The organism is Mitsuaria sp. PDC51 (genome assembly GCF_900113225.1).
GTDB lineage: Bacteria > Pseudomonadota > Gammaproteobacteria > Burkholderiales > Burkholderiaceae_C > Roseateles.
This window is the reverse complement of sequence record NZ_FOZE01000001.1, coordinates 245,117-267,648: the sequence shown is the minus strand read 5'-3', so window position 1 is coordinate 267,648 and position 22,532 is coordinate 245,117. Positions and strand designations below refer to the sequence as shown.

The 22,532-nt window shown below is 71.2% G+C and carries 21 protein-coding genes; 11 read left to right on the top strand and 10 right to left on the bottom strand.

Going from position 1 to position 22,532, the window contains the following annotated elements:
- Positions 1–172: 172 nt before the first annotated feature.
- On the bottom strand, positions 173–3,142 hold the full coding sequence (locus BM393_RS01170) for an adenosylcobalamin-dependent ribonucleoside-diphosphate reductase (RefSeq protein WP_091720455.1): 2,970 nt from the start codon (positions 3,140–3,142) through the stop codon (positions 173–175).
- Positions 3,143–3,393: 251 nt separating this feature from the next.
- Here BM393_RS01170 and BM393_RS01165 point away from each other — a divergent pair, with 251 nt between their 5' ends.
- Complete coding sequence (locus BM393_RS01165; RefSeq protein WP_141225187.1) at positions 3,394–4,044, top strand: hypothetical protein; 651 nt, start codon at positions 3,394–3,396, stop codon at positions 4,042–4,044.
- Between the two features lie 14 nt (positions 4,045–4,058).
- Here BM393_RS01165 and BM393_RS01160 read toward each other — a convergent pair whose 3' ends face one another.
- A complete protein-coding gene (locus tag BM393_RS01160; RefSeq protein ID WP_254783163.1) occupies positions 4,059–4,718 on the bottom strand; it encodes a DUF1134 domain-containing protein in 660 nt (219 codons plus the stop codon).
- A 253-nt stretch (positions 4,719–4,971) separates the two neighbouring features.
- Between BM393_RS01160 and BM393_RS01155 the strand changes: the two genes are divergently transcribed.
- The gene (locus BM393_RS01155) at positions 4,972–5,400 is read left to right on the top strand and encodes a hypothetical protein (RefSeq protein WP_091720446.1); all 429 of its coding nucleotides are present in this window, start codon (positions 4,972–4,974) and stop codon (positions 5,398–5,400) included.
- A 28-nt stretch (positions 5,401–5,428) separates the two neighbouring features.
- The gene (locus BM393_RS01150; protein ID WP_091720443.1) at positions 5,429–5,794 is read left to right on the top strand and encodes a PilZ domain-containing protein; all 366 of its coding nucleotides are present in this window, start codon (positions 5,429–5,431) and stop codon (positions 5,792–5,794) included.
- Positions 5,795–5,881: 87 nt separating this feature from the next.
- Here BM393_RS01150 and BM393_RS01145 read toward each other — a convergent pair whose 3' ends face one another.
- Positions 5,882–6,730 carry an alpha/beta fold hydrolase gene (locus tag BM393_RS01145; protein ID WP_091720440.1) on the bottom strand — a complete coding sequence of 283 codons (849 nt, stop codon included), beginning with the start codon at positions 6,728–6,730 and terminating at the stop codon, positions 5,882–5,884.
- A 111-nt stretch (positions 6,731–6,841) separates the two neighbouring features.
- Between BM393_RS01145 and BM393_RS01140 the strand changes: the two genes are divergently transcribed.
- The 4 genes from BM393_RS01140 (at position 6,842) to BM393_RS01125 (ending at position 12,280) form a co-directional block, all read left to right on the top strand.
- Positions 6,842–8,023 carry a sensor histidine kinase gene (locus BM393_RS01140; protein ID WP_091720435.1) on the top strand — a complete coding sequence of 394 codons (1,182 nt, stop codon included), beginning with the start codon at positions 6,842–6,844 and terminating at the stop codon, positions 8,021–8,023.
- Positions 8,020–9,135 carry a histidine kinase gene (locus BM393_RS01135; RefSeq protein WP_091720430.1) on the top strand — a complete coding sequence of 372 codons (1,116 nt, stop codon included), beginning with the start codon at positions 8,020–8,022 and terminating at the stop codon, positions 9,133–9,135. Before BM393_RS01140 ends, BM393_RS01135 begins: the two co-directional genes overlap by 4 nt.
- Positions 9,132–9,902 (top strand): LytTR family DNA-binding domain-containing protein, encoded by a 771-nt coding sequence (locus tag BM393_RS01130; protein WP_091720425.1) that lies wholly within the window; start codon positions 9,132–9,134, stop codon positions 9,900–9,902. Before BM393_RS01135 ends, BM393_RS01130 begins: the two co-directional genes overlap by 4 nt.
- A 110-nt stretch (positions 9,903–10,012) precedes the next feature.
- The gene (locus BM393_RS01125) at positions 10,013–12,280 is read left to right on the top strand and encodes a molybdopterin-dependent oxidoreductase (RefSeq protein WP_091720420.1); all 2,268 of its coding nucleotides are present in this window, start codon (positions 10,013–10,015) and stop codon (positions 12,278–12,280) included.
- A gap of 35 nt (positions 12,281–12,315) precedes the next feature.
- Here BM393_RS01125 and BM393_RS01120 read toward each other — a convergent pair whose 3' ends face one another.
- The 4 genes from BM393_RS01120 to BM393_RS01105 all read right to left on the bottom strand — a co-directional run bounded on the left by BM393_RS01120 (position 12,316) and on the right by BM393_RS01105 (position 15,287).
- Positions 12,316–13,368 carry a sce7725 family protein gene (locus tag BM393_RS01120; RefSeq protein WP_175538141.1) on the bottom strand — a complete coding sequence of 351 codons (1,053 nt, stop codon included), beginning with the start codon at positions 13,366–13,368 and terminating at the stop codon, positions 12,316–12,318.
- Between the two features lie 204 nt (positions 13,369–13,572).
- Positions 13,573–14,232, bottom strand: a complete 660-nt coding sequence (locus BM393_RS01115) for a BON domain-containing protein (protein ID WP_091720414.1) — start codon at positions 14,230–14,232, stop codon at positions 13,573–13,575.
- A 29-nt stretch (positions 14,233–14,261) separates the two neighbouring features.
- Positions 14,262–14,831: an SIS domain-containing protein gene (locus tag BM393_RS01110; RefSeq protein WP_091720410.1), complete on the bottom strand. Its 570-nt coding sequence runs from the start codon at positions 14,829–14,831 to the stop codon at positions 14,262–14,264.
- A 48-nt stretch (positions 14,832–14,879) separates the two neighbouring features.
- Positions 14,880–15,287 carry a YraN family protein gene (locus BM393_RS01105; RefSeq protein WP_091720405.1) on the bottom strand — a complete coding sequence of 136 codons (408 nt, stop codon included), beginning with the start codon at positions 15,285–15,287 and terminating at the stop codon, positions 14,880–14,882.
- On the opposite strand from BM393_RS01105, the gene rsmI reads away from it, so the two are divergent.
- The 3 genes from rsmI to BM393_RS01090 all read left to right on the top strand — a co-directional run bounded on the left by rsmI (position 15,286) and on the right by BM393_RS01090 (position 19,289).
- Positions 15,286–16,260 (top strand): 16S rRNA (cytidine(1402)-2'-O)-methyltransferase, encoded by a 975-nt coding sequence (rsmI, locus tag BM393_RS01100; protein ID WP_091720401.1) that lies wholly within the window; start codon positions 15,286–15,288, stop codon positions 16,258–16,260. The genes BM393_RS01105 and rsmI overlap by 2 nt on opposite strands.
- A gap of 101 nt (positions 16,261–16,361) precedes the next feature.
- Entirely contained in the window at positions 16,362–17,825 is a 1,464-nt protein-coding gene (gene tldD, locus BM393_RS01095; RefSeq protein ID WP_091720397.1) for a metalloprotease TldD, read from the top strand.
- Between the two features lie 315 nt (positions 17,826–18,140).
- Positions 18,141–19,289, top strand: coding sequence for a 3-deoxy-7-phosphoheptulonate synthase (locus BM393_RS01090; protein WP_091720392.1), 1,149 nt, complete (start codon positions 18,141–18,143; stop codon positions 19,287–19,289).
- Here BM393_RS01090 and BM393_RS01085 read toward each other — a convergent pair whose 3' ends face one another.
- Complete coding sequence (locus BM393_RS01085) at positions 19,290–20,114, bottom strand: lectin (RefSeq protein WP_091720389.1); 825 nt, start codon at positions 20,112–20,114, stop codon at positions 19,290–19,292. It lies immediately after the preceding gene.
- 67 nt (positions 20,115–20,181) lie between these two features.
- Entirely contained in the window at positions 20,182–20,568 is a 387-nt protein-coding gene (locus BM393_RS01080; RefSeq protein ID WP_141225185.1) for a hypothetical protein, read from the bottom strand.
- Between the two features lie 354 nt (positions 20,569–20,922).
- On the opposite strand from BM393_RS01080, the gene BM393_RS01075 reads away from it, so the two are divergent.
- Positions 20,923–21,741 (top strand): zinc-dependent peptidase, encoded by an 819-nt coding sequence (locus tag BM393_RS01075; protein ID WP_091724900.1) that lies wholly within the window; start codon positions 20,923–20,925, stop codon positions 21,739–21,741.
- Positions 21,742–21,759: 18 nt separating this feature from the next.
- Here the strand turns inward: BM393_RS01075 and BM393_RS01070 are convergent, their stop codons facing one another.
- On the bottom strand, positions 21,760–22,314 hold the full coding sequence (locus tag BM393_RS01070) for a protein phosphatase CheZ (RefSeq protein WP_091720381.1): 555 nt from the start codon (positions 22,312–22,314) through the stop codon (positions 21,760–21,762).
- Positions 22,315–22,532 lie beyond the last annotated feature (218 nt).

Sequence of the window (22,532 nt, the reverse complement as noted above, 5' to 3'; positions counted from 1 at the left end):
AAGGGGACGGAAGGAAGAAGAAGGACATCGGGAAGATCCAGGTCAATGACGAAGAAGGTCGCGCGTGAGGCGACCAGGGATCGGGCGCAAGACCTGTGCCACGCCGAAAGGCAGCGTCTGTCGTCCAGGGTTCACCAAGACGGGGCTTGTGCGTCGGTGTGTGTCAAGCCTGTTACCCGCACTGCCCCACAAACCCGCAGGCGGTGCAGAACTCGCACCCATCACGATGAATGAGCGTCGAGTTCCCGCACTCGGGACACTTCTTGCCGGCCATCGCGACGATGCCGCCCGCCTCCGACGCTGAACGCGCCACCGCGCCCGCCTTGCCCGCCTTCAGCGGCGCCTGCTGCATCAGCCCCATGTCCACGAGCGGATAGCCGTTCTCGTCGAGCACGCCCAGCATCGCGTAGCGGTGGATCACCAGCCGCGCGACGTAGGCCACCGTCGACGGCCACACCTGCTGTCTGCGCTCGCCCGACAGCGTCGGCACCGGCGCCATGAAGTGGCCCAGCGGCTCGCCGACATTCAGCAGCTTGCGCAGCTTCATGCCGATCCAGCCCGGATCGAGCACGCGCATGTCCAGCGACAGCAGCCGCGCCAATCCATCCAGCGCCTTCGGATAGTTCCCCGAGAAGCCCATCGCGCACGGCCGCGTGACGCTGCCGCCGTCGGGCGTGGGCAGGCTGACCTCCTTCAGCGTCAGCGTGAACAGCTCGCCGGTCGCGGGGTTGTCGACGTCGACCGCCCACGCCAGCGTCCCCGCCGTGCCGGTGCGCGGTTCCTCGCGCGAGAACATCGCGTCGAGCACCGGCGTCGGGCCGCCTTCCTGGAGCGCGCCGAGCTGCTCGCAGCGCCAGCGGATCACCGCGGCCGTCGCCGCGACCACGCCCGGGAACAGCCGCGGCTCGCCCAGCGGCGGCATCGGCATCTCGAAGGCGCGCTCCTCGGCGACGGTGGCCAGCGCGTCGAGCTTCAGCCGCAGCCACGCGGCGTCGTTGGCGCGCAGGTCCATCGACAAGGTCTTGGCCATCGCACCGAGCCCGCGCGGCTGCTCCGCGCCATTGACCCAGACCTCGAAGGGCAGCGTGCGGCCGAACAGGCCGGCGTCGGGGCCCTCCGCCGGCAACTCGCCGACGAACAGCGCGAAGTCGCCATGCGGGTGGCGGATCATCGTCGACCAGGCGGGATTGCCGCCGGGCATCTCGGGCCGGCTCGGCCAGCGCAGCGAAGCCAGCACCGGCTTGGGCAGCCGCTCGACGCGCAGGCGCTGATTCGGGCCGGTATCGGCCTTCAGCGGCTCGGGCTTGGCGATCGGCTCGACGCTCAGCACCGCGCCGAGCACGCTGTTGGGCCGGTAGGTCGCGAGCCCCTTCAGGCCGCTCTGCCACGCCCAGCGGTAGAGGTCCTGGAAGTCGGCGTAGGGATAGTCCGCCGGCACGTTGACGGTCTTGGAGATCGAGGTGTCGATGCACGGCGCGACGGCCGCGACCATGGCCTCGTGATCGGCGGCCTGCAGCTCCAGCGCAGTGACGAAGGCCTCGGTCAGCGGCGCGTCGGGGCCGAAGAGATGGCGGTAGAGCCGCCAGGCGTGGTCCTCGACGGCGTATTCCTTGAAGCTGTTGTCCGGCATCCGCTTCTTGCGGGTGTAGCTCCAGGAGAACGCGGGCTCGATGCCGTTGCTCGCGTTGTCGGCGAAGGCCAGCGAGATGGTGCCGGTCGGCGCAATCGACAGCAGGTGTGAGTTGCGCAGCCCCTGCGCGCGGATCTTGTCCTTCAGCCATGGCGGCAGCCGCGAAGCGAAGTTTCCCCCCGAGAGATAGAGATCCGCGTTGAACAGCGGGAACGCACCGCGCTCGAGCGCGAGGTCAGCGGAGGCCTCATAGGCGGCATCGCGCATGACCTCGCTGATGCGCCGCGCCATCGCGCGAGCCGCGTCGCTGTCATAACGCAGGCCCAGCATCACCAGCGCATCGCCGAGCCCGGTGAAGCCCAGCCCAACGCGGCGCTTGTTGGCGGCCTCGCGGGCCTGCTGCGGCAGGGGCCAGGGCGTCACGTCGAGCACGTTGTCGAGCATGCGCGTGGCGGTCTTGCAGATGTCGGTGAACTCGGCCTCGTCGAATCTGGCCTGCGAGGTGAAGGCCTGTCTGACGAAGGTCGTCAGGTTGATCGATCCCAGGCAGCAGCAGCCGTAGGAAGGGAGGGGTTGCTCGGCGCACGGATTCGTCGCGCTGATCGACTCGCAGTAATGCAGGTTGTTGTCCGCATTGATCCGGTCCAGGAAGAGCACGCCCGGCTCGGCGTGGTCGTAGGTGGAGCGCATGACCTGGTCCCACAGCTTGCGGGCCCGCATCCGGCGGTAGACCCACAGCCCGTCGGCGCGCTGCGTCGCGCCGGCGGCGCGCAGCTTGGCGCCGGGCGCGGCCTTGTGCACCAGCTCGATGTCGGCATCGGCCTCGACCGCCTCCATGAACGCGTCGGTCACACCCACCGAGATGTTGAAGTTCTTCAGGTCCCCTTGGTCCTTCGCATGGATGAAGGCCTCGATGTCCGGGTGGTCGCAGCGCAGCACGCCCATCTGCGCACCGCGCCGCGAGCCGGCCGACTCCACCGTCTCGCAGCTGCGGTCGAACACCCGCATGTAGCTGATCGGGCCGGATGCGCTCGACTGCGTCGACTTCACGTACGCGCCCTGCGGCCGGATCCGCGAGAAGTCGTAACCCACCCCACCGCCGCGCCGCATCGTCTCCGCCGCTTCGGTCAGCGCGGTGTAGATGCCGGGGTGGCCGTCCTCTTCCTCGGCGATCGCGTCGCCCACCGGCTGGACGAAGCAGTTGATCAAGGTGGCCGACAAGGCCGTGCCCGCCGCCGAGGCAATCCGCCCCGCCGGCACGAAGCCGCGCCGCTGCGCCTCGAGGAACTTCGCCTCCCAGTGCGCGCGCTGCTCCGGCGACTCCGCCGCGGCCAGCGCCCGGGCCACCCGCGCCCGGACCTCGTCCAGACTGCGCTCGCCGTCCTTGGCGTACTTCTCGAGCAGCACCTCCGCGCTGATGTCCTGCGGCGGCAGGGTGTCGACCGTGGCCTGCAGGGGCGAGGCGGCCGGAACCGGCGGCGACAGGTGCTGGGGGGCGGGCTGCTGGCTCATGCGGGTCTCCATCGAACGACGCGGGCCATCCTAGTCCCGCCCCGGCCGGCCCGTCTCCCCCAGGCCACGAATCCGTCATCCCGGCCTCGCCGCCACGTCACGGAACCGTCAACCGCGTGTCCTCCGGTAAGCGCGTACTTGCGGCGCAGACACGGTTTGATGCGTCTTCAGCCCCTTCTCCGCTGGTTAGCCCCCATGGGATGGTCGGATATCGGACGTTATTCTTTGGTGATATGACTCCCGAGAAGGTCTTGCGGTCCAGTCCCGGCACCCTGGGCGATCTGGAACAAGGCTGCGCCGACGCCCACCGTCTCATCCTCGACGGCCAGCTCGACGCGGCCCGTTCCCGCCTGGATGAATTGCGCAAGGTCCATGGCGACGACCATGCGCCCATGCAGGAGACCTTCAGCGCGCTGGCCGAGGCCCATGGCGACTTCAACATCGCCCTGGCCCACTACAAACGCTTCCATGCGCTGGCCGTGCAGGCCGGCGTCTCCTCGCCGCTGGCATCGCGCGATCAGCTGCTGGCGCGGCTGGTCGAGCGCCAGGAGCAGCGCTCCCCCGACATGGCCTGGTGCCTGGTGGCACTGGCCGCCGCACGCGCGCCGGCGGGCGCCCTGCCGCACATGCTGCGCCAGCAGTGCCGCGCGCAGGACGTGCTCGCGCTCGGCCAGGGCGAGGCGATGCTGATGCTGCTGCACGACGTCGACCTGCCCACCGGGCGCAAGGTCTGCGAGCGCTTCCGCGCGGTCTGGATGCAGCAGCAGCCGACGGCCGGTCCGCTCAGCATGGGCCTGACCGCCTGGCGCGGGCCGGGCGACACCGGCAGCGGCCTGCTCGCCCGCGCCGAGCAGGCCCTCACCCGCAGTCAGCGCGAAGGCGCGCCGCTGCGCACCGGCTGAGCGGCGCCGGTCGATCAGAACGGATTGATCGTCTTCTCGCGCCGGTAGTGGATGTAGCCGACGCTGGCCCCGGCACGCAGGCCCACGCCCAGCCGGATCGGCGCCAGCGTGATGCCATCGGCGCGCTGGTAGTTGATGCCCGCGCCGCCGATGTAGTACAGGCTGCCGTCCACCCCGGGGAAGCGGCGGTAGATCGCGCTCGGCTTGGGCAGCTTGTAGACCAGCGTGAAGACCTTGGACGCGTTCGCGCCGAGGTCGAAGCCCACCGACGGTCCGGCCCAGTACACCATCCCGCCGCCGCCGCGCTTCATCAGCAGCTGGCCTTCGCCATAGCGCAGGCCCACGGTGATCGCGCCGCCGGCTTCCTGGCCCTTGATGTAGGCGTTCGGCCGGCCCTGCTCCTTGAAGGCTTTCTCGATCACCTTGGCCAGGCCCTCGGTGGTCTCGCCGAAGAACTCGGTCGCGGCATGCACCACCGAATCCTGGTCGTAGGTGTCGTCCTCGCCTTCGGCCGCCAGCGCGGGGAACACCGCCAGGCCCGGCGGCAACACCAGCCCCGCGGCGGCATAACGCCCCAGGCGGCCCAGCGCGTCGCGTCGCGCCGGCGCGCTCGGCGCCTCGTTCAGCTCCATCGGACCTTCGGTCGAAAAGTCTTGGCGGTCATGGCGATTCATGCGGATCTCCGGGTAAGTCTGGATGGCGTCGGGCAATCGCGTCGCCCGGCGCGTTCCTGGTCCGGCGGGCAAACACAGTGCCCGCTCTACGAACCGATGGATGCTACCCCCGGGCGTGACAAACGGCGTGCGCGCTGCGGCAGCACCCCGATACACTCGGCCTCACGCCGTCGAGAGGGACCGAATCCACAACAAGGAGCGGCGATGCATGCAAACAGCAGTCATGACAAGAGTGCATCAAGGAGGACATGCAGTGAGCAGTGATCTGCCCCGTCTGGCGCGCGCGCTGGAGTACCTGGACATGGCTTCGGCGCTTTACGTCGCCGGCGGCGCGGACCATTCCGCGCAGTTGCTGGCAGCCGCCGGGGAACGCCTGCTCGGCGACCTGGCCCGCCTGATCCAGTCGCCCGAGCACGGCCACGAGGTCCAGCAGCTGCTGGCCCGCCTGACGCAGCAGCATGTGCCGCCGCAGGTGCCGGAAGTCGCCGGGCACAACCAGTCGCGGCAGCTGCAGGCGATGCTGGCCCGCCAGGAATCGCCCGAATCGACCGAGCTCCGCCAGGCCACCTCCGCGCTGCTGCGCGCCTCGTGGTACCTGCTGGAGACGATGGGCCTGGAGCCGCTGGCGCCCTCGCGCCTGCACCAGGCCATCGAGAAGAGCACCATCTACGCCGAGCTCTGAGCTCGCGCCACCCCCACCGAGCGACACCATGAGCTCCGCCGAACGCCGTCATTTCTCCCGCATCGCGTTCGCCGGGCCGGCGCAGCTGGTGACGGTCGAGCAGCGCCTGCCGGTGCAGGTGCTGGACCTGTCGCTCAAGGGCGCGCTGCTGCTGTTGCCGGCGTCATCGGGCGTCGAGCCCGGGGAGCTGTGCCTGCTGGACCTGCCGCTCGCGCCGCACGAAGGGCGCATCACGATGGCGGCGCAGCTCGCCCATGTGAACGGCGACCGCGCCGGGCTGCTCTGCCTGGGCATCGACCTGGAGAGCATCACCCACCTGCGCCGCGTCATCGAGCTCAACCTGGGTGACGCGGCGCTGGCCGAGCGCGACTTCAAGGCGCTGGTGGCGCCCTGAGGGGCGACGGGACCAGCGGGACTTCGTCGGGCGCTGGCCCTCACCCCTGCCCTCTCCCGCAAGCGGGAGAGGGAGCAACACCGCCGTTCATTCGGCGATGAATTTCCTCAGCACGGCGAAGGCCGCGGTCGGGTCGTCGCGCCATGCGCCGTGGCCCACGCCGGGGAAGCGCGCCAGTTGGCGCCACTGCGGCGGCAGCGCCTCGTGGATCTCCAGCGCATCCTCCAGCGGGCAGACGGGATCGTCCTCGCCCACCATCACCAGCACCGGGCAGCGGGCCTGCTCCAGGCCCTGCAGCAGGCCCAGGTCCTGTTTCTCGCCGCCGACGAAGTGCAGCAGGATGTCCAGGTTCACCAGCGTGCGGCCGCTGGCCTCCGGATCGGCGGCCGGGTGCGTGTTGTAGAGGTGGCGCACCCCGGCCCAGTAGGCCTCGAAGGTTTCGCGCGACGGGCGGCTCCAGAAGGCATGCGCCAGCGCGCGGGCCTCGGGGCCGCCGCGCCGCTCGAAGGCGGCCAGCTTGCGTTCCAGCCCCATGTGGTGGGAGGTGCTGGACAGGATCACCTTGGACGCGTGCCCCGGATGCCGCGCGATGTAGCGCTGCGCCACGAAGCCGCCGAAGGACTGGCCCAGCACGATGGGCCGCTCGATGCCCAGCGCGTCGCACAGGCGCACGATGTCGTCGGCCCAGGTGTCGAGCGTCCATTCCGACGACGGTCGCGGATCGCTGCGGCCGTGGCCGCGGTGGTCGTAGTAGACGATCTGCGCCAGGTCCGCGAGCTGGCTGAAGGCCGGCTTGAACGCCGCATGGTCGAAACCGGGGCCGCCATGCATGCAGATCAGCGTCGGCTTCTCTCGCATCCGCGCCCCGTCCGGCACCAGGCCGGGCCCCTCGACGTCGACGAAGAGTCGCGCGCCGTTACCGATATGGATCTTCATGGGCGGCGAGTATGCCGCCTTCGCCCCCCGCAGGCCGGACTCGTCCGGCCCAGGGCGGCTTCGTCGCACGGCCGCTGGCGGGCCCCGGACGCCGCGGCCAGAATGCCGCCCATGTCCGATGCGTCCCCGTCCCCGACCGGCCCCGCCGGCGCGCCGCCCGAGCCCCGCCGTTCGGCGCGCGACGCCGCGCTGCAGCTCTTCAACCTGCGCATGATCGCGGCGGCCTTCTACTTCTGCCTGGCGATGGCGGGCGCGCGCTCGCTGACCTGGCTCACCCATGACGATGGCGTCGGCGACTGGCTCATGGAGTGGCTGCGCTTCACCCGCCAGACGCTGCTGACCGCGCTCAGCGTGCTGGCCGCGCTGGCGCTGGCGGAGGCGCTGCTGGCGCGGATCCGGGTGCGCTGGCCGCTGGCGCTGCGGGCGGTGGCGGTCGCGGCCGGCGCGACGGTGGGCACGCTGCTGCGCTTCCAGGTCGCCAACCTGGGGGTTCCGGACGCGCCGCTGCACTGGGACTGGCTGCTGTCGACCACGCTGCTGTGGCTGGTGCTGGGCGGTTTCTTCGCCGCGCTGCTGCATGGCGTGCGAGAGGAGCGCAGCGCCCAGGCGCGGCTGGCCGAGCTGGCCCGCCAGCACGACCGCCTGCAGGCCCAGCAGCTCGAGGCCCAGTTCTCCGCGCTGAACGCGCAGATCGAGCCGCACTTCCTGTTCAACACGCTGGCCAACGTGAAGCGCCTGTACGAAACCGCGCCCGAGCGCGGCCGCGACATGATGGCCAGCCTGATCGCCTACCTGCGGGCGGCCCTGCCCAGCATGCGCCAGGGCATGTCGACGCTGGGCCAGGAGCTGGAGCTGGCGCGCAGCTACCTGACCATCCTGCAGATGCGCATGGGTGAGCGGCTGCGCTTCGACATCGAGGCCGACGCCGCGCTGTTCGCGACCTCGCTGCCGCCGATGGTGCTGCCGACGCTGGTCGAGAACGCGATCAAGCACGGCCTGTCGCCGCTGCCCGAGGGCGGCCGCATCGACATCTGCGCGCGGCGCGAACCCGCCGGCCTGGGCCTGCTGCTGGAGGTGCGCGACACCGGCCAGGGCTTCGCCGCCAGCGGCGGCAGCGGCGTGGGCCTGGCCAACACCCGGGCGCGGCTGATGGCGATGTTCGGGCGCGACGCCTGGCTGGAACTGGAGGCGGCCGAGCCGCGCGGCGTCATCGCGCGGGTGCGCGTGCCGCTGGCCGGGACGGCGCGCGGCGCGTCCGCGGCCCCGGCGACGCCCGCCGGAGCGCTCCCATGACGGAGGCCCTGCGCGAGCGCGCCGCCCACCTCTGGCACGCGTGGCGCTCGCTGCGCCGCGAGGAGCTGTCGTGGTTCCTGCTGATGGGCGTCTTCTACGGCCTGGTGGACGCGTCGTCGATCTTCTATGTGATGGACAACGCGCGCTGGCCGTCGGCGCTCGCCAACCAGATGCTCACGCCGCTGCTGGTGGCGCTGGTCATCCTCTTCACCTGGCTGCCGGCGTCGCGCAGCGCGCTGGAGAGCCCCTGGCGCGTCGCCCGGCTGGGCATCGCTGTGCTGATCGGCGCGGTGCTCGCCAAGCTGCTCTACGACCAGTTGATGCCGATGCTGGGCTGGCCATCGATCGCCGACCTGGCGCGCGAGCGCAAGGGCGAGATGCCCCATCAGCCCATCCGCTGGCTCAATTTCATCGGCGAGTGCCTGTCGATCTGCGTCACTGCCAGCCTGTCGGTGGCCTGGTACGAGATGGCGATGCGCCGCCGTCGCACCCGCACCCGCCTGGGGGCGCTGCTGCGCGAGCAGAGCGCGATGCAGCGCGACGCCGTGGCCGCGCGCCTGGCGGCGCTGCAGGCGCAGGTGGAGCCGCAGTTCCTGTTCGACACGCTGGTCGACATCGAGCGCGCCTATGAGCGCGCCGACATCGCGGCGCCGGAGCAGATGGAGCGCCTGATCCGCCATCTGCGCGTGGCGCTGCCGCGGCTGCGCGAGCGCGGCGTGACGCTTGAGTCCGAGGCGGCGCTGCTCGACAGCTACCTGGCCGTGGTGGCCGGCCGCCAACGCGGCGCGCTGCCGCTGTCGACCGAGTGGTCCGCCTGGCTGGCCCCGCGGCCGGTACCGCCGATGCTGCTGCTGCCGCTGGCCCAGCTGATGCTGCGCGACGCGGCGCGGCTGCCGACCCAGGCGCGGCTGAGCGCCCAGGAAGCCAGCGGCGGCGGACTGCGGCTGCGGCTGTCCTTCGACCGCGGCGGCCTGTGCGGCGAGGAGACCGCGCTGCGCGCGCTCGGCGAGCGCCTCGAGCGCCTGGACCGCGCGCCCGGCGCGCCGCCACCGCGGCTGCAATGCCGCAGCAATGCCGACGACACCGAATTCACGCTGGAGCTGCCCGCATGAGCCTTCATTCCGCCGCACCGACCGCCGTCGTCGCCGAGGACGAGGAGACGCTGCGCCATGAACTGATGGACCGGCTCGCGCAGCTGTGGCCGGAACTGGTCATCGTCGGCGAGGCCGCGGACGGCGTGCAGGCCCTGCGCCTGCTGCAGGAATGCCGGCCCGACGTGCTCTTCCTCGACATCCAGATGCCCGGCGCCACCGGGCTGGACGTCGCGCGGCAGGTACAGGGGCGCTCGCATGTGGTCTTCGTCACCGCCTACGACCAGTACGCGGTGTCCGCCTTCGACGAGGGCGCGGTCGACTACCTGCTCAAGCCGCTCGAGCCGGCGCGGCTGTTCACCGCGATCCAGCGCGTCAAGCAGCGCATGGCGGGCCCGCCGGCGGACCTGAGCGCGGTGCTGAGCCAGCTCGGCGCCCAGGCCGGCAAGCTGCCGCAGCGGCAGTTCCTGCGCTGGATCAACGCGTCGGTCGGACAGACGCTGAAGCTGATCACGGTCGACGAGGTGCTGTATTTCCAGTCCGACAACAAGTACACCCGCGTCGCCACGCGCCAGGGCGAGGCGCTGATCCGCAAGCCGCTCAAGGAGCTGGTCGACGAGCTCGATCCGCAGCAGTTCTGGCAGATCCACCGCTCGACGCTGGTCAACGCCGCCGCGGTGGCCGGTGTCTCGCGCGACTTCCGCGGCCGCATGCAGGTCAAGCTCAAGGAGAGCGAGGACGCGCTGATCGTCGCGGAAAGCTATACCCACCTCTTCCGGCAGATGTAGGGCCAGCGGTCGAGGCAGTGCGCATCACGTCATCCCGCCCCTGTCGCCTACATGACCACCGCCCCTGCGGCCGCCTCCCACAATCGCCGGCAAACGACGGGAGACACGCCATGGCCCTGGACGCCACAGCCACCGAGCACACCCACACCCGCATCTGCCCGCTGTGCGAGGCCTGCTGCGGCCTCGAGATCCGCACCCGGACCACGCCCGAGGGCAGCTCGGTCGTCTCCATCCGCGGCAACGAGGCCGACCCCTTCAGCCACGGCTACCTCTGTCCCAAGGGCGTCGCGCTGAAGGACCTGCACGAGGACCCCGACCGCCTGCGCCAGCCGATGCGCCGCCGCGCCGACCGCGCCGGTTTCGAGCCCGTCAGCTGGGACGAGGCCTTCGCCGAGGTCGCCCGCCGGCTGCCGCCGCTGCGCGAGCAATACGGCGCCGACGCGGTCGCGCTGACCATCGGCAATCCGGCCTCGCACAAGATCGGCCTGTTCAGCTACTTCCCGCACCTGGCGCGCGCGCTGGGCACGCGCAACCTGTTCTCGGCCTCGACGCTGGACCAGATGCCCAAGCAGCTCGCCTGCGGGCTGATGTACGGCCATTGGCTCAGCGTGCCGGTGCCGGACCTGCCGCGCACCGACCTCTTCATCTGCCTGGGCGCCAACCCCATGGTCAGCAACGGCAGCCTGTGGACCAGCCCCGACTACCGCGGCAAGGCCAAGGCGATGCGTGCGCGCGGCGGGCGCATCGTCGTCATCGACCCGCGCCGCACCGAGACCGCCCAGGCCGCCGACGAGCACCTCGCGATCCGCCCCGGTGGCGACGTCTACCTGCTGCTGGGACTGCTGCACACCGTGTTCGAGGAAGGCCTGGAACGGCTCGGACGCCTGGCCGAACATGTCGAGGGCCTGGACGCGCTGCGGGCCGCCGTCGCCGACTTCCCGCCCGAGCGCGGTGCCGCGCACTGCGGCATCCCCGCCGAGACCCAGCGGCGGCTCGCGCGCGAATTCGCGACCACGCCCAAGGCGGTGCTCTACGGCCGCTTCGGCACCTGCACGCAGCGCTTCGGCTCGCTGAACAGCTGGCTCATCGACGCGCTCAACATCGTCACCGGCCACTTCGACACCGAGGGCGGCCTGATGTTCCCCAAGGCCGCCGCCTTCGCCGCCAACACGCTGGGCCGGCCGGGGCAGGGCAAGGGCGTCGCCACCGGCCGCCGGCACAGCCGCGTCGGCAAGGCGCCGGAGGTGATGGGCGAATTCCCCATCAGCTGCCTCGCCGAGGAGATCGAGACCCCCGGCGATGGCCAGGTGCATGCGCTGATCACCGTGGCCTGCAACCCGGTGCTGTCCTCGCCGAACGGCGCGCGGCTCGCGCGCGCGCTCGACGGCCTGGACTTCATGCTCAGCCTGGACCCCTACATCAACGAGACCAGCCGCCACGCCGACCTGATCCTGCCGCCGCCCTCCCCGCTGGAGGACTGGCATTACGACATGGTCTTCGCGCAGCTCTCGTGGCGCAACCATGCGCGCTGGTCGGGCCCGGTGCTGCCCGTCGACGCCGACGCCCCGGACGCGCCTCGGGCCGAATGGCAGACGCTGCTGCGGCTGGCGGCGATCGCCTCGGGCCTGCCGGCCGACGCGGACCTGCAGGCGGTCGACGATGCCGCGCTGCGCGCCGAGCTGAAGCGCCACGCCGGCGACCAGGCCGAGGCCGTCTTCGGGATGCTCGAGGGCGGCGCCGGCCCGGCGCGCTGGCTCGACCTGGGGCTGCGTTCAGGCCCCTACGGCGACGGCTTCGGCGCGAAGCCGGAGGGCCTCACGCTGGCCAAGGTGAAGGCCGCGCCGCACGGCATCGATCTCGGCGAACTGCAGCCGCGCGTCCCGGAGATCCTGCGCACGAGCTCGGGCCGCATCGACCTGGCGCCGTCGGCGCTGCTGGCCGACCTCGCGCATGCGGACGCGGCGCTGCGTCACCCGACCGGCGACGAGCTGCTGCTGATCGGCCGGCGCGAGACCCGCAGCAACAACAGCTGGATGCACAACCTGCCGGTGCTGGCCAAGGGCCGCGAGCGCTGCACCTTGCTGGTCCATCCCGACGATGCGGCGCGCGCGGGGCTGGTGGAAGGACAGTCCGCGCGCCTGAGCAACGCGCGCGGCAGCGTGATCGCACCGGTCACGCTGAGCCCCGACATGCGGCCGGGCGTGGTCAGCCTGCCGCACGGCTGGGGCCATGACCTGAGCGGCAGCCAGTTGAACGTCGCCGCCCGCCATCCGGGCGTCAACATGAACCTGCTGCTGGACGAGGAGGCCCGCGACCCGGTCTCGGGCACCTCGGTGCTCAGCGGCATCCCGGTGCGGCTGAGCGCGGCCGAGGCCTGAACGGCCTCGCCCCGGCGCCACGTCGGCGGCGCGCCTCAGGCCCGGGCCGCCGCGGGCGCCAGCAGGCTGGTCGGCACGCCGGCGGGACTCGTCCCGGGGAAGCGTCCCGCGAGCACGCCGCTGACCAGCTCGAGGTGGTGCATCAGCTCCCACTGCTTGCTGAGCGCTCGCGACGGCTGGACCCCATCGATGAGGCCGGCCAGGTAGCGCCGCACGGCCTCGGTGGGACCGAAACAGGCGTCGTCGCGGTCGAGCGCCGCCTGGAACACACGGAGCGCGCGGCGGAAGCGCTGGTCGGCGCTGTCCTCGTCGGGCGCGAGCCGGCCGCTCAGGAAGGACTCGAGCCAGATCGCGGCCGGCGCTGGCGCCGCGGCTGGCGCGATGCGCAAATAGCTGAGCCGGAACGCCGCCAGGCGCGAGGGCGCCTCGGGCGTGTCCGGGCGCGAGGGCAGCGTGGTGTAGTCCGAGAAGTCCGCGCCGCCTTCCCGCCGCAGATCGGGCAGCGGATTGGGCAGCGGATCCAGGAACGGGTGGCGGTGGTCCTGGCGCAGGTCGGGGCTGTCCGGCAGGCGCCGGTCCTCGACCCGCACGCAGGCGGTGTCCCCGAGCGCGGCGCGGTCCGCGGCGGTCGGCTCGACGCCCTTGAAGAACACCTGCCGCACCCGCGCCCCGCCGAGCATCGTCATCAACTCGGACAGCGGCGGCGCCTCGGGGCCGACGACCAGCCCCATCGGCCGGGCCCCGAACAGCTGCACGAAGCGCCGCACCACGTCGGGCGTCAGCGCCGGGCCCAGCATCAGCGTCGGATGGATCCACTGGCGCGTCGGCAACGAGGTGAACAGCTGCCGGCCCCAGTCGAAGGCCTCGGCGGGCAGCAGCAGGTCGAAATCCTGCCGCACCGGATTGACCACCAGCCACACCGGCAGGCGATGCGCCTCGCAGGCCTCCAGCGTGTGCCGCATCGAGGTCGCCATCACCCGCACCGGCTCCATCACCGGCTGCACCTGGCCCTCCGCGCCCAGCACCTGCGCCAGGTGGCGCAAGGCCAGCACCTCCTTCTGTTTGCCATGGAGATAGGGGAAGTACATGGTCTTCGCCTCCAACTGTCTCGATTGAGGGAGGGGCGATGATGATGAGCACTGGCTCATCCGTCAGCAGCGATCCCTTCCATCAATGCGCCAGATCAAGGGACCCGGAAAAATCACGGGCCCCGTCGCGCCAAGAAAAAAGGGACCGCGTGGCGGTCCCTTGCTGGGCGGGGCGGCCGGCGCGTCGGCCGGCATCGGCGCGTTTCAGGGCGTGCTCTTCGGCTTGGCCGGCTGCTGGGCCTGGCCCATCGCGGCCAGTTCGGCCTCGCTGATGATCTCCATCGCGCGCACCACCTTCTGCACGCCGCGCACGCCGCGGGCGATCTCGGTCGCGCGGGTGGCCTCGCGCTCGGTCACCCGGCCCATGATGTAGACGTTGCCGCGCTCGACGACGACGTAGAACGCGTTGGTGATCAGGTCCTTCGCGTCGACCAGGCTGGCCTTGACCTTGGCGGCGATGGCCACGTCGTTGGCGCGGCTGGACAGCGAGCTCAGCATGCCCACGCCCACCTCGTTGAGCACGTTGCCGACGTTCTCCACGCCCTGCGCGATGCGCTCGACCGCGGCGCGGTCCTCGTCGTTGCGGGTCTCGCCGGTCAGCAACACCATGCGGTTGTAGCTGTTGACGTTGATGTGCACGCGGTCGCCGAGCTGCTCGCGGATGCGGTTGGCGGTCTTGAGCTCGATGCCCTGGTCCTCGAGCTGCGTGCCGGACGTGCGCCGGTCGGTCGCCACCATCGCGCTGCCCACCGCCGCGCCGCCGACGATCAGCGGCACGCAGGCGGTCTGCAGCAACGCGCCGCCCAGCGCGGCGGCAAGGATCAGGCGGCGGGTCCGGCGGGAGCTTCGGGTCACGGAGGTCATCGGGAGGTCCTTCAAGGTCGGGAGGAGGGTCATTCGCCCGCGCCGAGCAGCTGCAGGTCGATCGCGTCGCTGAGGCAGTGGGAGAGCAGGCGGTGCGCTTCCGCCACCCGCGCGAAGCGGCTGTGCGGCACGCGCAGTTGCACGTCGGTGTCCAGCAGCGTGCCGCGCCAGTCGTCGTCCTGCGTGCCGCTGAGCACGATCACGCTCATCTCCTGCGCATGCGCCACCTGCAGCAGCGCGGCGGCCGCGCCGCTGGCCTGCGCCTCGTACAGCAGCAGCAGATCGCCGGGATGGCCGAAGGTCTGGATCTGGCGCATCAGCGCGGAGGCGGGATCGGCGTAGCCCTGGGCTTGAGCGTCGAGCGCGATGGCGGCGAGGCCGGGGCGCTCCTGCTCGAAGCGGCCGGACAGCAGCGAGGCCATGTAGGTCGCGTCCGCCGCCGAGGTGCCGAGCCCGGCGGTGAGCACGCGGCCGCCGGCGGTGAGCGCGTCCACCATCATCTGCGCCGCGACGGCGAGCGGGCGGGACAGCCCTTCGGCGACCTGGTAGAGCAGGTCCGCGCTCTCGAAGAATTGTTGTTGTATGCGTTGTTCCAACATGAGCGCGGATGATAAAGGGTGCTGCACGGCCATCGGCCGCCGCAGAGCTCAGTGCTCGGCCGGCACGTCGAAGGCCCCTTGCAGCCACTCGACGCGATCGCCATCGATGGCCACCACGTCGAACCGGCAAGGCGGGATCTCCGCCAGCGCGCGCAGGAAACATGTCGCCGCGAAGATCACCTTCCGTTGCTTGGCCCGCGTCACGCTGGCCGCCGCACCGCCATGCGCATCGCGTTCCCTGGCACGCACCTCGACGAACACCAGCGTCCCGTCCCGCGCCCACAGGATCAGGTCGACCTCCCCGCCCCGCGCGGACGGCCCGCGCGCGACCCGATAATTGCGCGCCACCAGCCGCAGCCCCTGCCGCCTCAGGTAGTCCAGGGCGCGCTGCTCGGCGCCGGCGCCCCGTGCCTGCGCATCCGCGCCGTCCCGTCCGATGGAGAGTTTCTTGAACATGTCGACGTCCCCGTCCGCCTCGCTGATCGCCGCCGCTTCCGCCGCGGCCGGTCATCAGCAATTCCCGGGCGGCACGCTCTACGTCGTCGCGACCCCGATCGGCAACCTCGCCGACCTGAGCCTGCGCGCGATCCACGTGCTGGGGCTGGTCGACGCCGTCGCCTGCGAGGACACGCGCGTCAGCGCTCAGTTGCTGCGCTGGCTCGGCCTGCACAAGCCGCTGCTGGCGCTGCACCAGCACAACGAGCAGCAGGCGGCGGAAGGCCTGGTCGCGCGCCTGCTCGCCGGCGAGCGCATCGCCTACGTCAGCGACGCCGGCACGCCGGCGATCTCGGACCCGGGCGCGGTGCTGGTGGCCGCGGCCGCGCGCGCCGGCGTGCGCGTCATGCCGCTGCCCGGCGCGAGCAGCGCGGTAGCGGCGCTCAGCGTGGCCGGCGACGCCCGCGCCCAGGGGTTCCGCTTCGTGGGTTTCCTGCCGACCAAGGCGGCCGAGCGGCGCGCGGCGCTGCAGGCGCTGACCGGCGCGCCCCACAGCCAGGTGCTGTTCGAGGCGCCCCATCGGATCCAGGAACTGATCGCGCTGCTGGCCGAGCTCGCGCCCGAACAGACGCTGACGATCTGCCGCGAGGTCACGAAGCAGTTCGAGACCATCCACACCGCGCCCTGCGCCACGCTGCCCGCCTGGATGGCGGCCGACAAGCAGCGCGAGCGCGGCGAGTTCGTGCTGGTGCTGCATGCCGCGCCCGCGCCGGCAGGCGAAGCCGGCCTGCCCGAGGACGCCCAGCGCACGCTGCGCGTGCTCATGCGCGAGCTGCCGCTGAAGCAGGCGGCGTCCCTCGCCGCGGAGCTGACCGGCGAATCGCGCAAGGCGCTGTACCAGCTGGCGCTGGCCTGGAAGCAGGACGCCGGGGGCGATGCCAACGGCGACGGCGATACCGACTCCGACACCGACACCGGCGCCCGCTCCGACTGAGCCAGCCCTCCACCCCGGGGCCGCCCGGTCCCCATCCTCGCGGCAGGGTCGGCCGCCGCGCCCGGCCCCCGGCCGTCATGGGCGATGCCTACAATCGCCCGATGATTTCGCGCGAACCCACCCTCGCCCGCCTGGTCACCGCCCGTGCCCAGCTGCTCGAACCCTTCGGCCTGACCGACGCGTCGCTGTCGCAGGCGCTGCGGCTGATCACCGAGCACCGCGTCGACGACGCCGACCTCTACTTCCAGACCACCCGCGCGGAGGGCTGGAGCCTGGAGGAAGGCATCGTCAAGAGCGGCAGTTTCTCGATCGACCAGGGCGTGGGCGTGCGCGCCGTCGCGGGCGAGAAGACGGCCTTCGCGTATTCGGACGACATTTCCGAGGCCGCGCTGCTCGACGCCGCGCGCACCGTGCGCGCGATCGCGTCGGCCGGGCAGAGCAAACGCGTCAAGGTGCCGGCCGAGCCGGTGGTGTCCGGAAGCCGGGCCCTCTATGGCGACGCGGATCCCATCGCCAGCCTGGACAGCACGCAGAAGGTCGCCCTGCTGGAGCGCACCGAGCGCCTGGCCCGCGCCAAGGATCCTCGCGTCAAGCAGGTGATGGCCGGCCTGGCCGCCGAGCACGAGGTGGTGCTGATCGCGCGCGCCGACGGCACCCTGGCCGCCGACGTGCGGCCGCTGGTGCGCCTGTCCGTGACCGTGATCGCCGAGAGCGACGGCCGCCGGGAAGTGGGATCGGGCGGCGGCGGCGGCCGCTTCGGCCTGGCCTATTTCACCGACGAGATGATCGCGTCCTACGTCGAGCAGGCGGTCAGCGCGGCGCTGACCAACCTCGAGTCGCGCCCGGCCCCGGCCGGCGAGATGACCGTGGTCCTGGGCCCGGGCTGGCCCGGCGTGCTGCTGCACGAGGCGGTCGGCCACGGCCTGGAGGGCGACTTCAACCGCAAGGGCTCGTCGACCTTCTCCGGGCGCATCGGCCAGCGCGTCGCGGCCAAGGGCGTGACGGTGCTGGACGACGGCACCATCCCCGACCGCCGCGGCTCGCTCAACGTCGACGACGAGGGCTGCGCCTCGCAGCGCAACGTGCTGATCGAGGACGGCATCCTCAAGGGCTACATCCAGGACGCGATGAACGCGCGGCTGATGAAGGTCGCCCCCACCGGCAATGGCCGCCGCGAGAGCTACGCCCACGTGCCGATGCCGCGCATGACCAACACCTACATGCTGGGCGGCGACAAGGATCCGGCCGAGATCATCGCCAGCATCGACAAGGGCCTGTACGCGACCAACTTCGGCGGCGGCCAGGTCGACATCACCTCGGGCAAGTTCGTGTTCTCCGCCAGCGAGGCCTTCTGGGTCGAGAAAGGCAAGATCCAGTACCCGGTCAAGGGCGCAACCATCATCGGCAACGGCCCGGACGCGCTCACCCGCGTGAGCATGATCGGCAACGACATGCAGCTGGACACCGGCGTCGGCGTCTGCGGCAAGGAAGGCCAGAGCGTGCCGGTGGGCGTCGGCCAGCCCACGCTGCGCATCGACGGCCTGACCGTCGGCGGCACGGCCTGACCCCATGCCGGCCGCGCATCCCCACGGTTCCGCGAAGGCTCGCTTGCCCGATGCCGTCGCGCCACACCCGCGGCCGTCCCCTCGCGGCGCTTGACGCGCCGCGACCCGCGCAGGCACTATTGGTCCTTATGCGTTCCGCACCGAAGTTTTACTTTGCTTATTTTTGGTTCTCGCACCGCCCCGGCGGAGGAGAGGCGAACGCATAAGCAAGCGCGCCAAGAATCCTCAAGAAACCGCCGGGCCCACAAGCCCGGCGGTTTTTTTTCGGCCGGGGCCCGAGCGCCACCCCCAGCCCTCATAGAAAGCGTGATTCCCATGAATGCCAAGTCGACCCCGTATCCCAGCGCCCAACAGGCGGAGCGCTGGTATTCGCCGCAGGACAAGACCTCCCAGACCGACGACGAACGCATCCTGGACATCACGCCCTTGCCGCCTCCTGAACACCTCATCCGCTTTTTCCCGATCCGTGGCACGGCCATGGAGCAGCTCGTCGTCGGCACGCGCCAGCGCATCCGCGACATCATGCAGCGCAAGGACGACCGCCTGCTGGTGATCATCGGCCCGTGCTCGATCCACGACCCGGGCGCGGCGCTCGAATACGCCAAGCGGCTGATGACGATGCGGGAGCAGCATGCCGACACGCTCGAGATCGTGATGCGCGTCTACTTCGAGAAGCCCCGCACCACCGTCGGCTGGAAGGGCCTGATCAACGATCCCTACCTCGACGAGAGCTACCGCATCGACGAGGGCCTGCGCATCGCGCGCCAGCTGCTGCTGGAGATCAACCGCCTGGGCATGCCGGCGGGTTCGGAGTTCCTGGACGTGATCTCGCCGCAGTACATCGGCGACCTGATCAGCTGGGGCGCGATCGGCGCGCGCACCACCGAGAGCCAGGTGCACCGCGAGCTGGCCTCCGGCCTGTCGGCACCGATCGGCTTCAAGAACGGCACCGACGGCAACATCAAGATCGCCACCGACGCGATCCAGGCCGCGGCGCGGCCGCACCACTTCCTGTCGGTGCACAAGAACGGCCAGGTCGCGATCGTCGAGACCAAGGGCAACCGCGACTGCCACGTGATCCTGCGCGGCGGCAAGGCGCCGAACTACGACGCCGAGAGCGTCGCCGTCGCCTGCGCGGACCTGGAAGCCTCCAAGCTCGACGCCCGGCTGATGGTCGACTGCTCGCATGCCAACAGCAGCAAGAAGCACGAGCGCCAGCTGGACGTGGCCAAGGACATCGCCGCGCAGATCCGCGCCGGCAGCACCAGCATCTTCGGCGTGATGGTCGAGAGCCACCTCAAGGGCGGCGCGCAGAAGTTCAGCCCCGGCAAGGACGATCCCTCGCAGCTCGAGTACGGCAAGAGCATCACCGACGCCTGCCTGGCCTGGGACGATTCGATCGCGGTGCTGGCCGTGCTCAGCCAGGCCGTGCGGGCCGCCCGTACCGAGACGGTCGCGCGCTGATCACCACGACCAGCGCTGGTTGTCGCCGCCGTTGCAGCGATACAGGATGACGGCCGTGCCCGGACGGGCGCGGCCGCCTTCGATGTCCAGGCACTTGCCGGAGTCGGCGCTGCGGATCTCGCCGCCACGCGCGCGCCAGCGCTGGTTGGCGCCACCGTTGCAGGTGAAGGCCATCACCCGCGCGCCATCGGCGGTGTTGCGGTCGGCGACATCGAGGCACAGCCCCGCGACGCGCAGCTCGCCGTCGCGGTTCCATTCGAAGCGCTGGTTCCCGCCGCCGTTGCAGTCGTAGACGATGAGCTTGCGCCCCGGCCGGGCGCCGCCTTCGATGTCCAGGCACAGGCCGCCCTTGCCGCGGATCTGGCGCGCATTCCAGCCGCCGTCGTCCTGCCAGCCGTCGTCGCGGTCGCGATCCTTGTCCTTGTCCTTGCTGGCGATCAGCGCGATGCCGGCGATCACCGCCGCCGCCGCGACCGCCGCGCCGATGTTGCTCGAGTTATCGGAGCTGCTGGCGCCATCGCCGCTGGCCGCCGCGGAGGTCGTGATCTTGAAGCGGCCGCTGCAGCCGCCATCGACCCACAGCTCCTTGCTTGTCAGGTCATAGCCCCAGGTGCGTCCGAAGCGGCAGCCACCGGCGGTCTGCTGCACGAGTTCCACCTCGGTCGTGCCGTCCGGCAGCCGATGGCTCTGGTAGCCGCCGCGCGAGCTCAGTTCGATGGTCTGGTCCGCCGCCCGCGCGGGCAGGCTGCCGATCAGCAGCCCCGCCGCGATGGGCAGCGCGATGACGCGCCGCGTCCAGCAGCGAGGCCGGTTGTTGGAATCCATGGTCGCCTCCTGCCTCTCCCTGCGTCGCGCGCCATGCGCACGCGACTGCGGGCGATGCTAAGGCGCCTCAGGCGGTGACGTCCAGCACGCGCGGCGTGCCGCCGGCGCGCTCCACCTCGCTGACGAGCAGGGGCCCCAGCGTCACCTGGACCTGCAGGTCGGGAAAGCTCGCGGCGGTGTAGGTGCCCCGCGAATAGGCCGGCGTCTCGACGCGGCTGGCCGGCGGCGCCTCCTGGCCGAGCGGATGCCGGCCATAGGTGACGTCCGCGCGGTTGCGCGCGTACATCTCCTGGAGCGGCCCCTCCGTCCCGATGAACGGGGACAGCTTCAGCACCACCGACGGTGGCGGCCCGTCCAGCATCTCCTGCTGGATCCTGGCGCGGTACTGCTGCAGCGGACTGACATCGAACGGCGACGTCCTGAGCGGCGTCGCCTGTACTTCCGAAAACTTCAAATCGCCCGACGGCGCCCGATCTTCCCGACCGTCCGCCGCCCTCCCTCTTGATGCGTGTGTGCCTGTGGGCGAGCGCCGCGCGCCGCGCTTCATCGAGCGCTCAAGCCGGCGCCGCCCAGGCCGAAATTGTCCGGGGCGAGCCGCTGGAAACCGACATGCGCCGCTGCCCGTCGGACGTCAATCGCCCGCCCGCGCGCCCAGCGTCGCGCCGACGCCGCAGATGTGTTCGAGCATCGGGCGAAGCGCCCGTCGCCCCACCCACAAGCGGGCGCAAGACCTGGCCCGCTCTTGAAAACATCGCTCCCTGAGCGCATGTTCGAAGCTTCGATGCGACGCGCCCCAGGCGCCGAAGCCATGGCCCTGATCTTCCTCGCGCTGACCGCCGCGCTGCTGTGCTTCTGGCTGCTGAGCCAGCCCTGGCGGCAGGCCCGGCGCCGGGCCGCGCTGCGGGCGAAGGCCTTCCCGGCCGCGTGGCGCGCCATCCTGCGCCGCAACGTGCCGCAGGCGGCGCGGCTGCCGGCGGACCTGCAGCTCAAGCTCAAGCGCCAGATGCAGGTCTTTCTGGCGGAAAAATCCTTCATCGGCTGCGCCGGCCAGGTCATCACCGACGAGGTCCGCGTCACCATCGCCGCGCTGGCCTCGCTGCCGTTGCTGGGCCGGGCCCGCGGCTACTACCCGAAGCTGCACACGGTGCTGGTTTATCCCGGCGCCTTCATCGTCGATCGCGTGCGTCATCAAGGCCCGCTGCAGATGCAGGACCGCCAGGTGCTGAGCGGCGAATCCTGGGGCGAGGGACAGGTCGTGCTGTCCTGGGACGACGTGCTGCGCGACGCCTCGCTGCCGGAGCGCGGCCACAACGTCGCGGTGCACGAGTTCGCGCACCAGCTCGATCAGGTCAAGGGATGGGCCAATGGCGCGCCCTGGCTGGGCAATCGCGCGCGGCAGGCGCGCTGGGCGGCGGTGATGCAGCAGAGCTTCGACCTGCTGCGCGCGCGGCTCGCGGCGGGGGAGCCCGATCCGCTGGGAAGCTACGCGGCCACCGAGCCGGCGGAGTTCTTCGCGGTCGCGAGCGAGCGCTTCTTCGGTCAGCCGTGGGCGCTGGCGCAAGCGCATCCCGCGCTCTACGGGGAACTGCGGCGCTTCTACGAGGTCGATCCGCTGCTCTGGTCCTGAGCGCCGCGGCGACGGGGATCAGAACCCCATCTCGGCCAGCAGCGCGTCGACGTCGTCCTGCTGCAGCGCCTTGTCGGGCGTCTGCACGCCGGCGAGCTGCTCCTGCGTCGCGGCGGCGGCCGGCTCGACATGGTCGTGCGTGGCGAGCAGCTGCTGCAGCGGCGCCTCGGCCGGCCGCAGCATGGCCAGCACCTTGTTGATCACCTGGCCGGACAGGTCCTGGAAGTCCTGGGCCATCATGATCTCGGTCTGCAGTCCCTTCACCCGATCCGCGAAACCGGCGGCGCCGGCCGCGTAGGCCGCGCACAGGCGCATCATCGCGCGCGCCCGCTCGACGCTCAGGTCCGGCGCGGCCGCCAGCCGCTGCAGCGACTCGGACAACTCATGCCCTTGTCGGCCCACCGCCTGCGCATCCTCCTGCGCCGATTCCACGATGCCCAGCACCTTGCTGGCGGCCTGGTCGGTCATGCGCTTGACGTAGTCCAGACGCTCGCAGGCATCCGGCAGCTCCTGGGACAGCTTGTGCAGCGCCTGATGCGCAGCGGCCGTGAGCGGGGATTCGGATTGAGACATGGCGGCGGATCGCGGTGGGTGGGCGCGAAGGAAACGCGGGGTTGCGGATGGCACCGGCGCGGTGCGGGCGCCATCGACACTGGCGCTGGGGAGCGGTCTGGAGCGCCGCTTTCAATAGCCGGAAATCTTAGTTCTGCAACTGGTGTAACCAACGGAAAGGGGAAGGGTCACCCGTGCATTTTTGGTGAGGAGTCCTGCATTTAACTCAGCGACTGGCC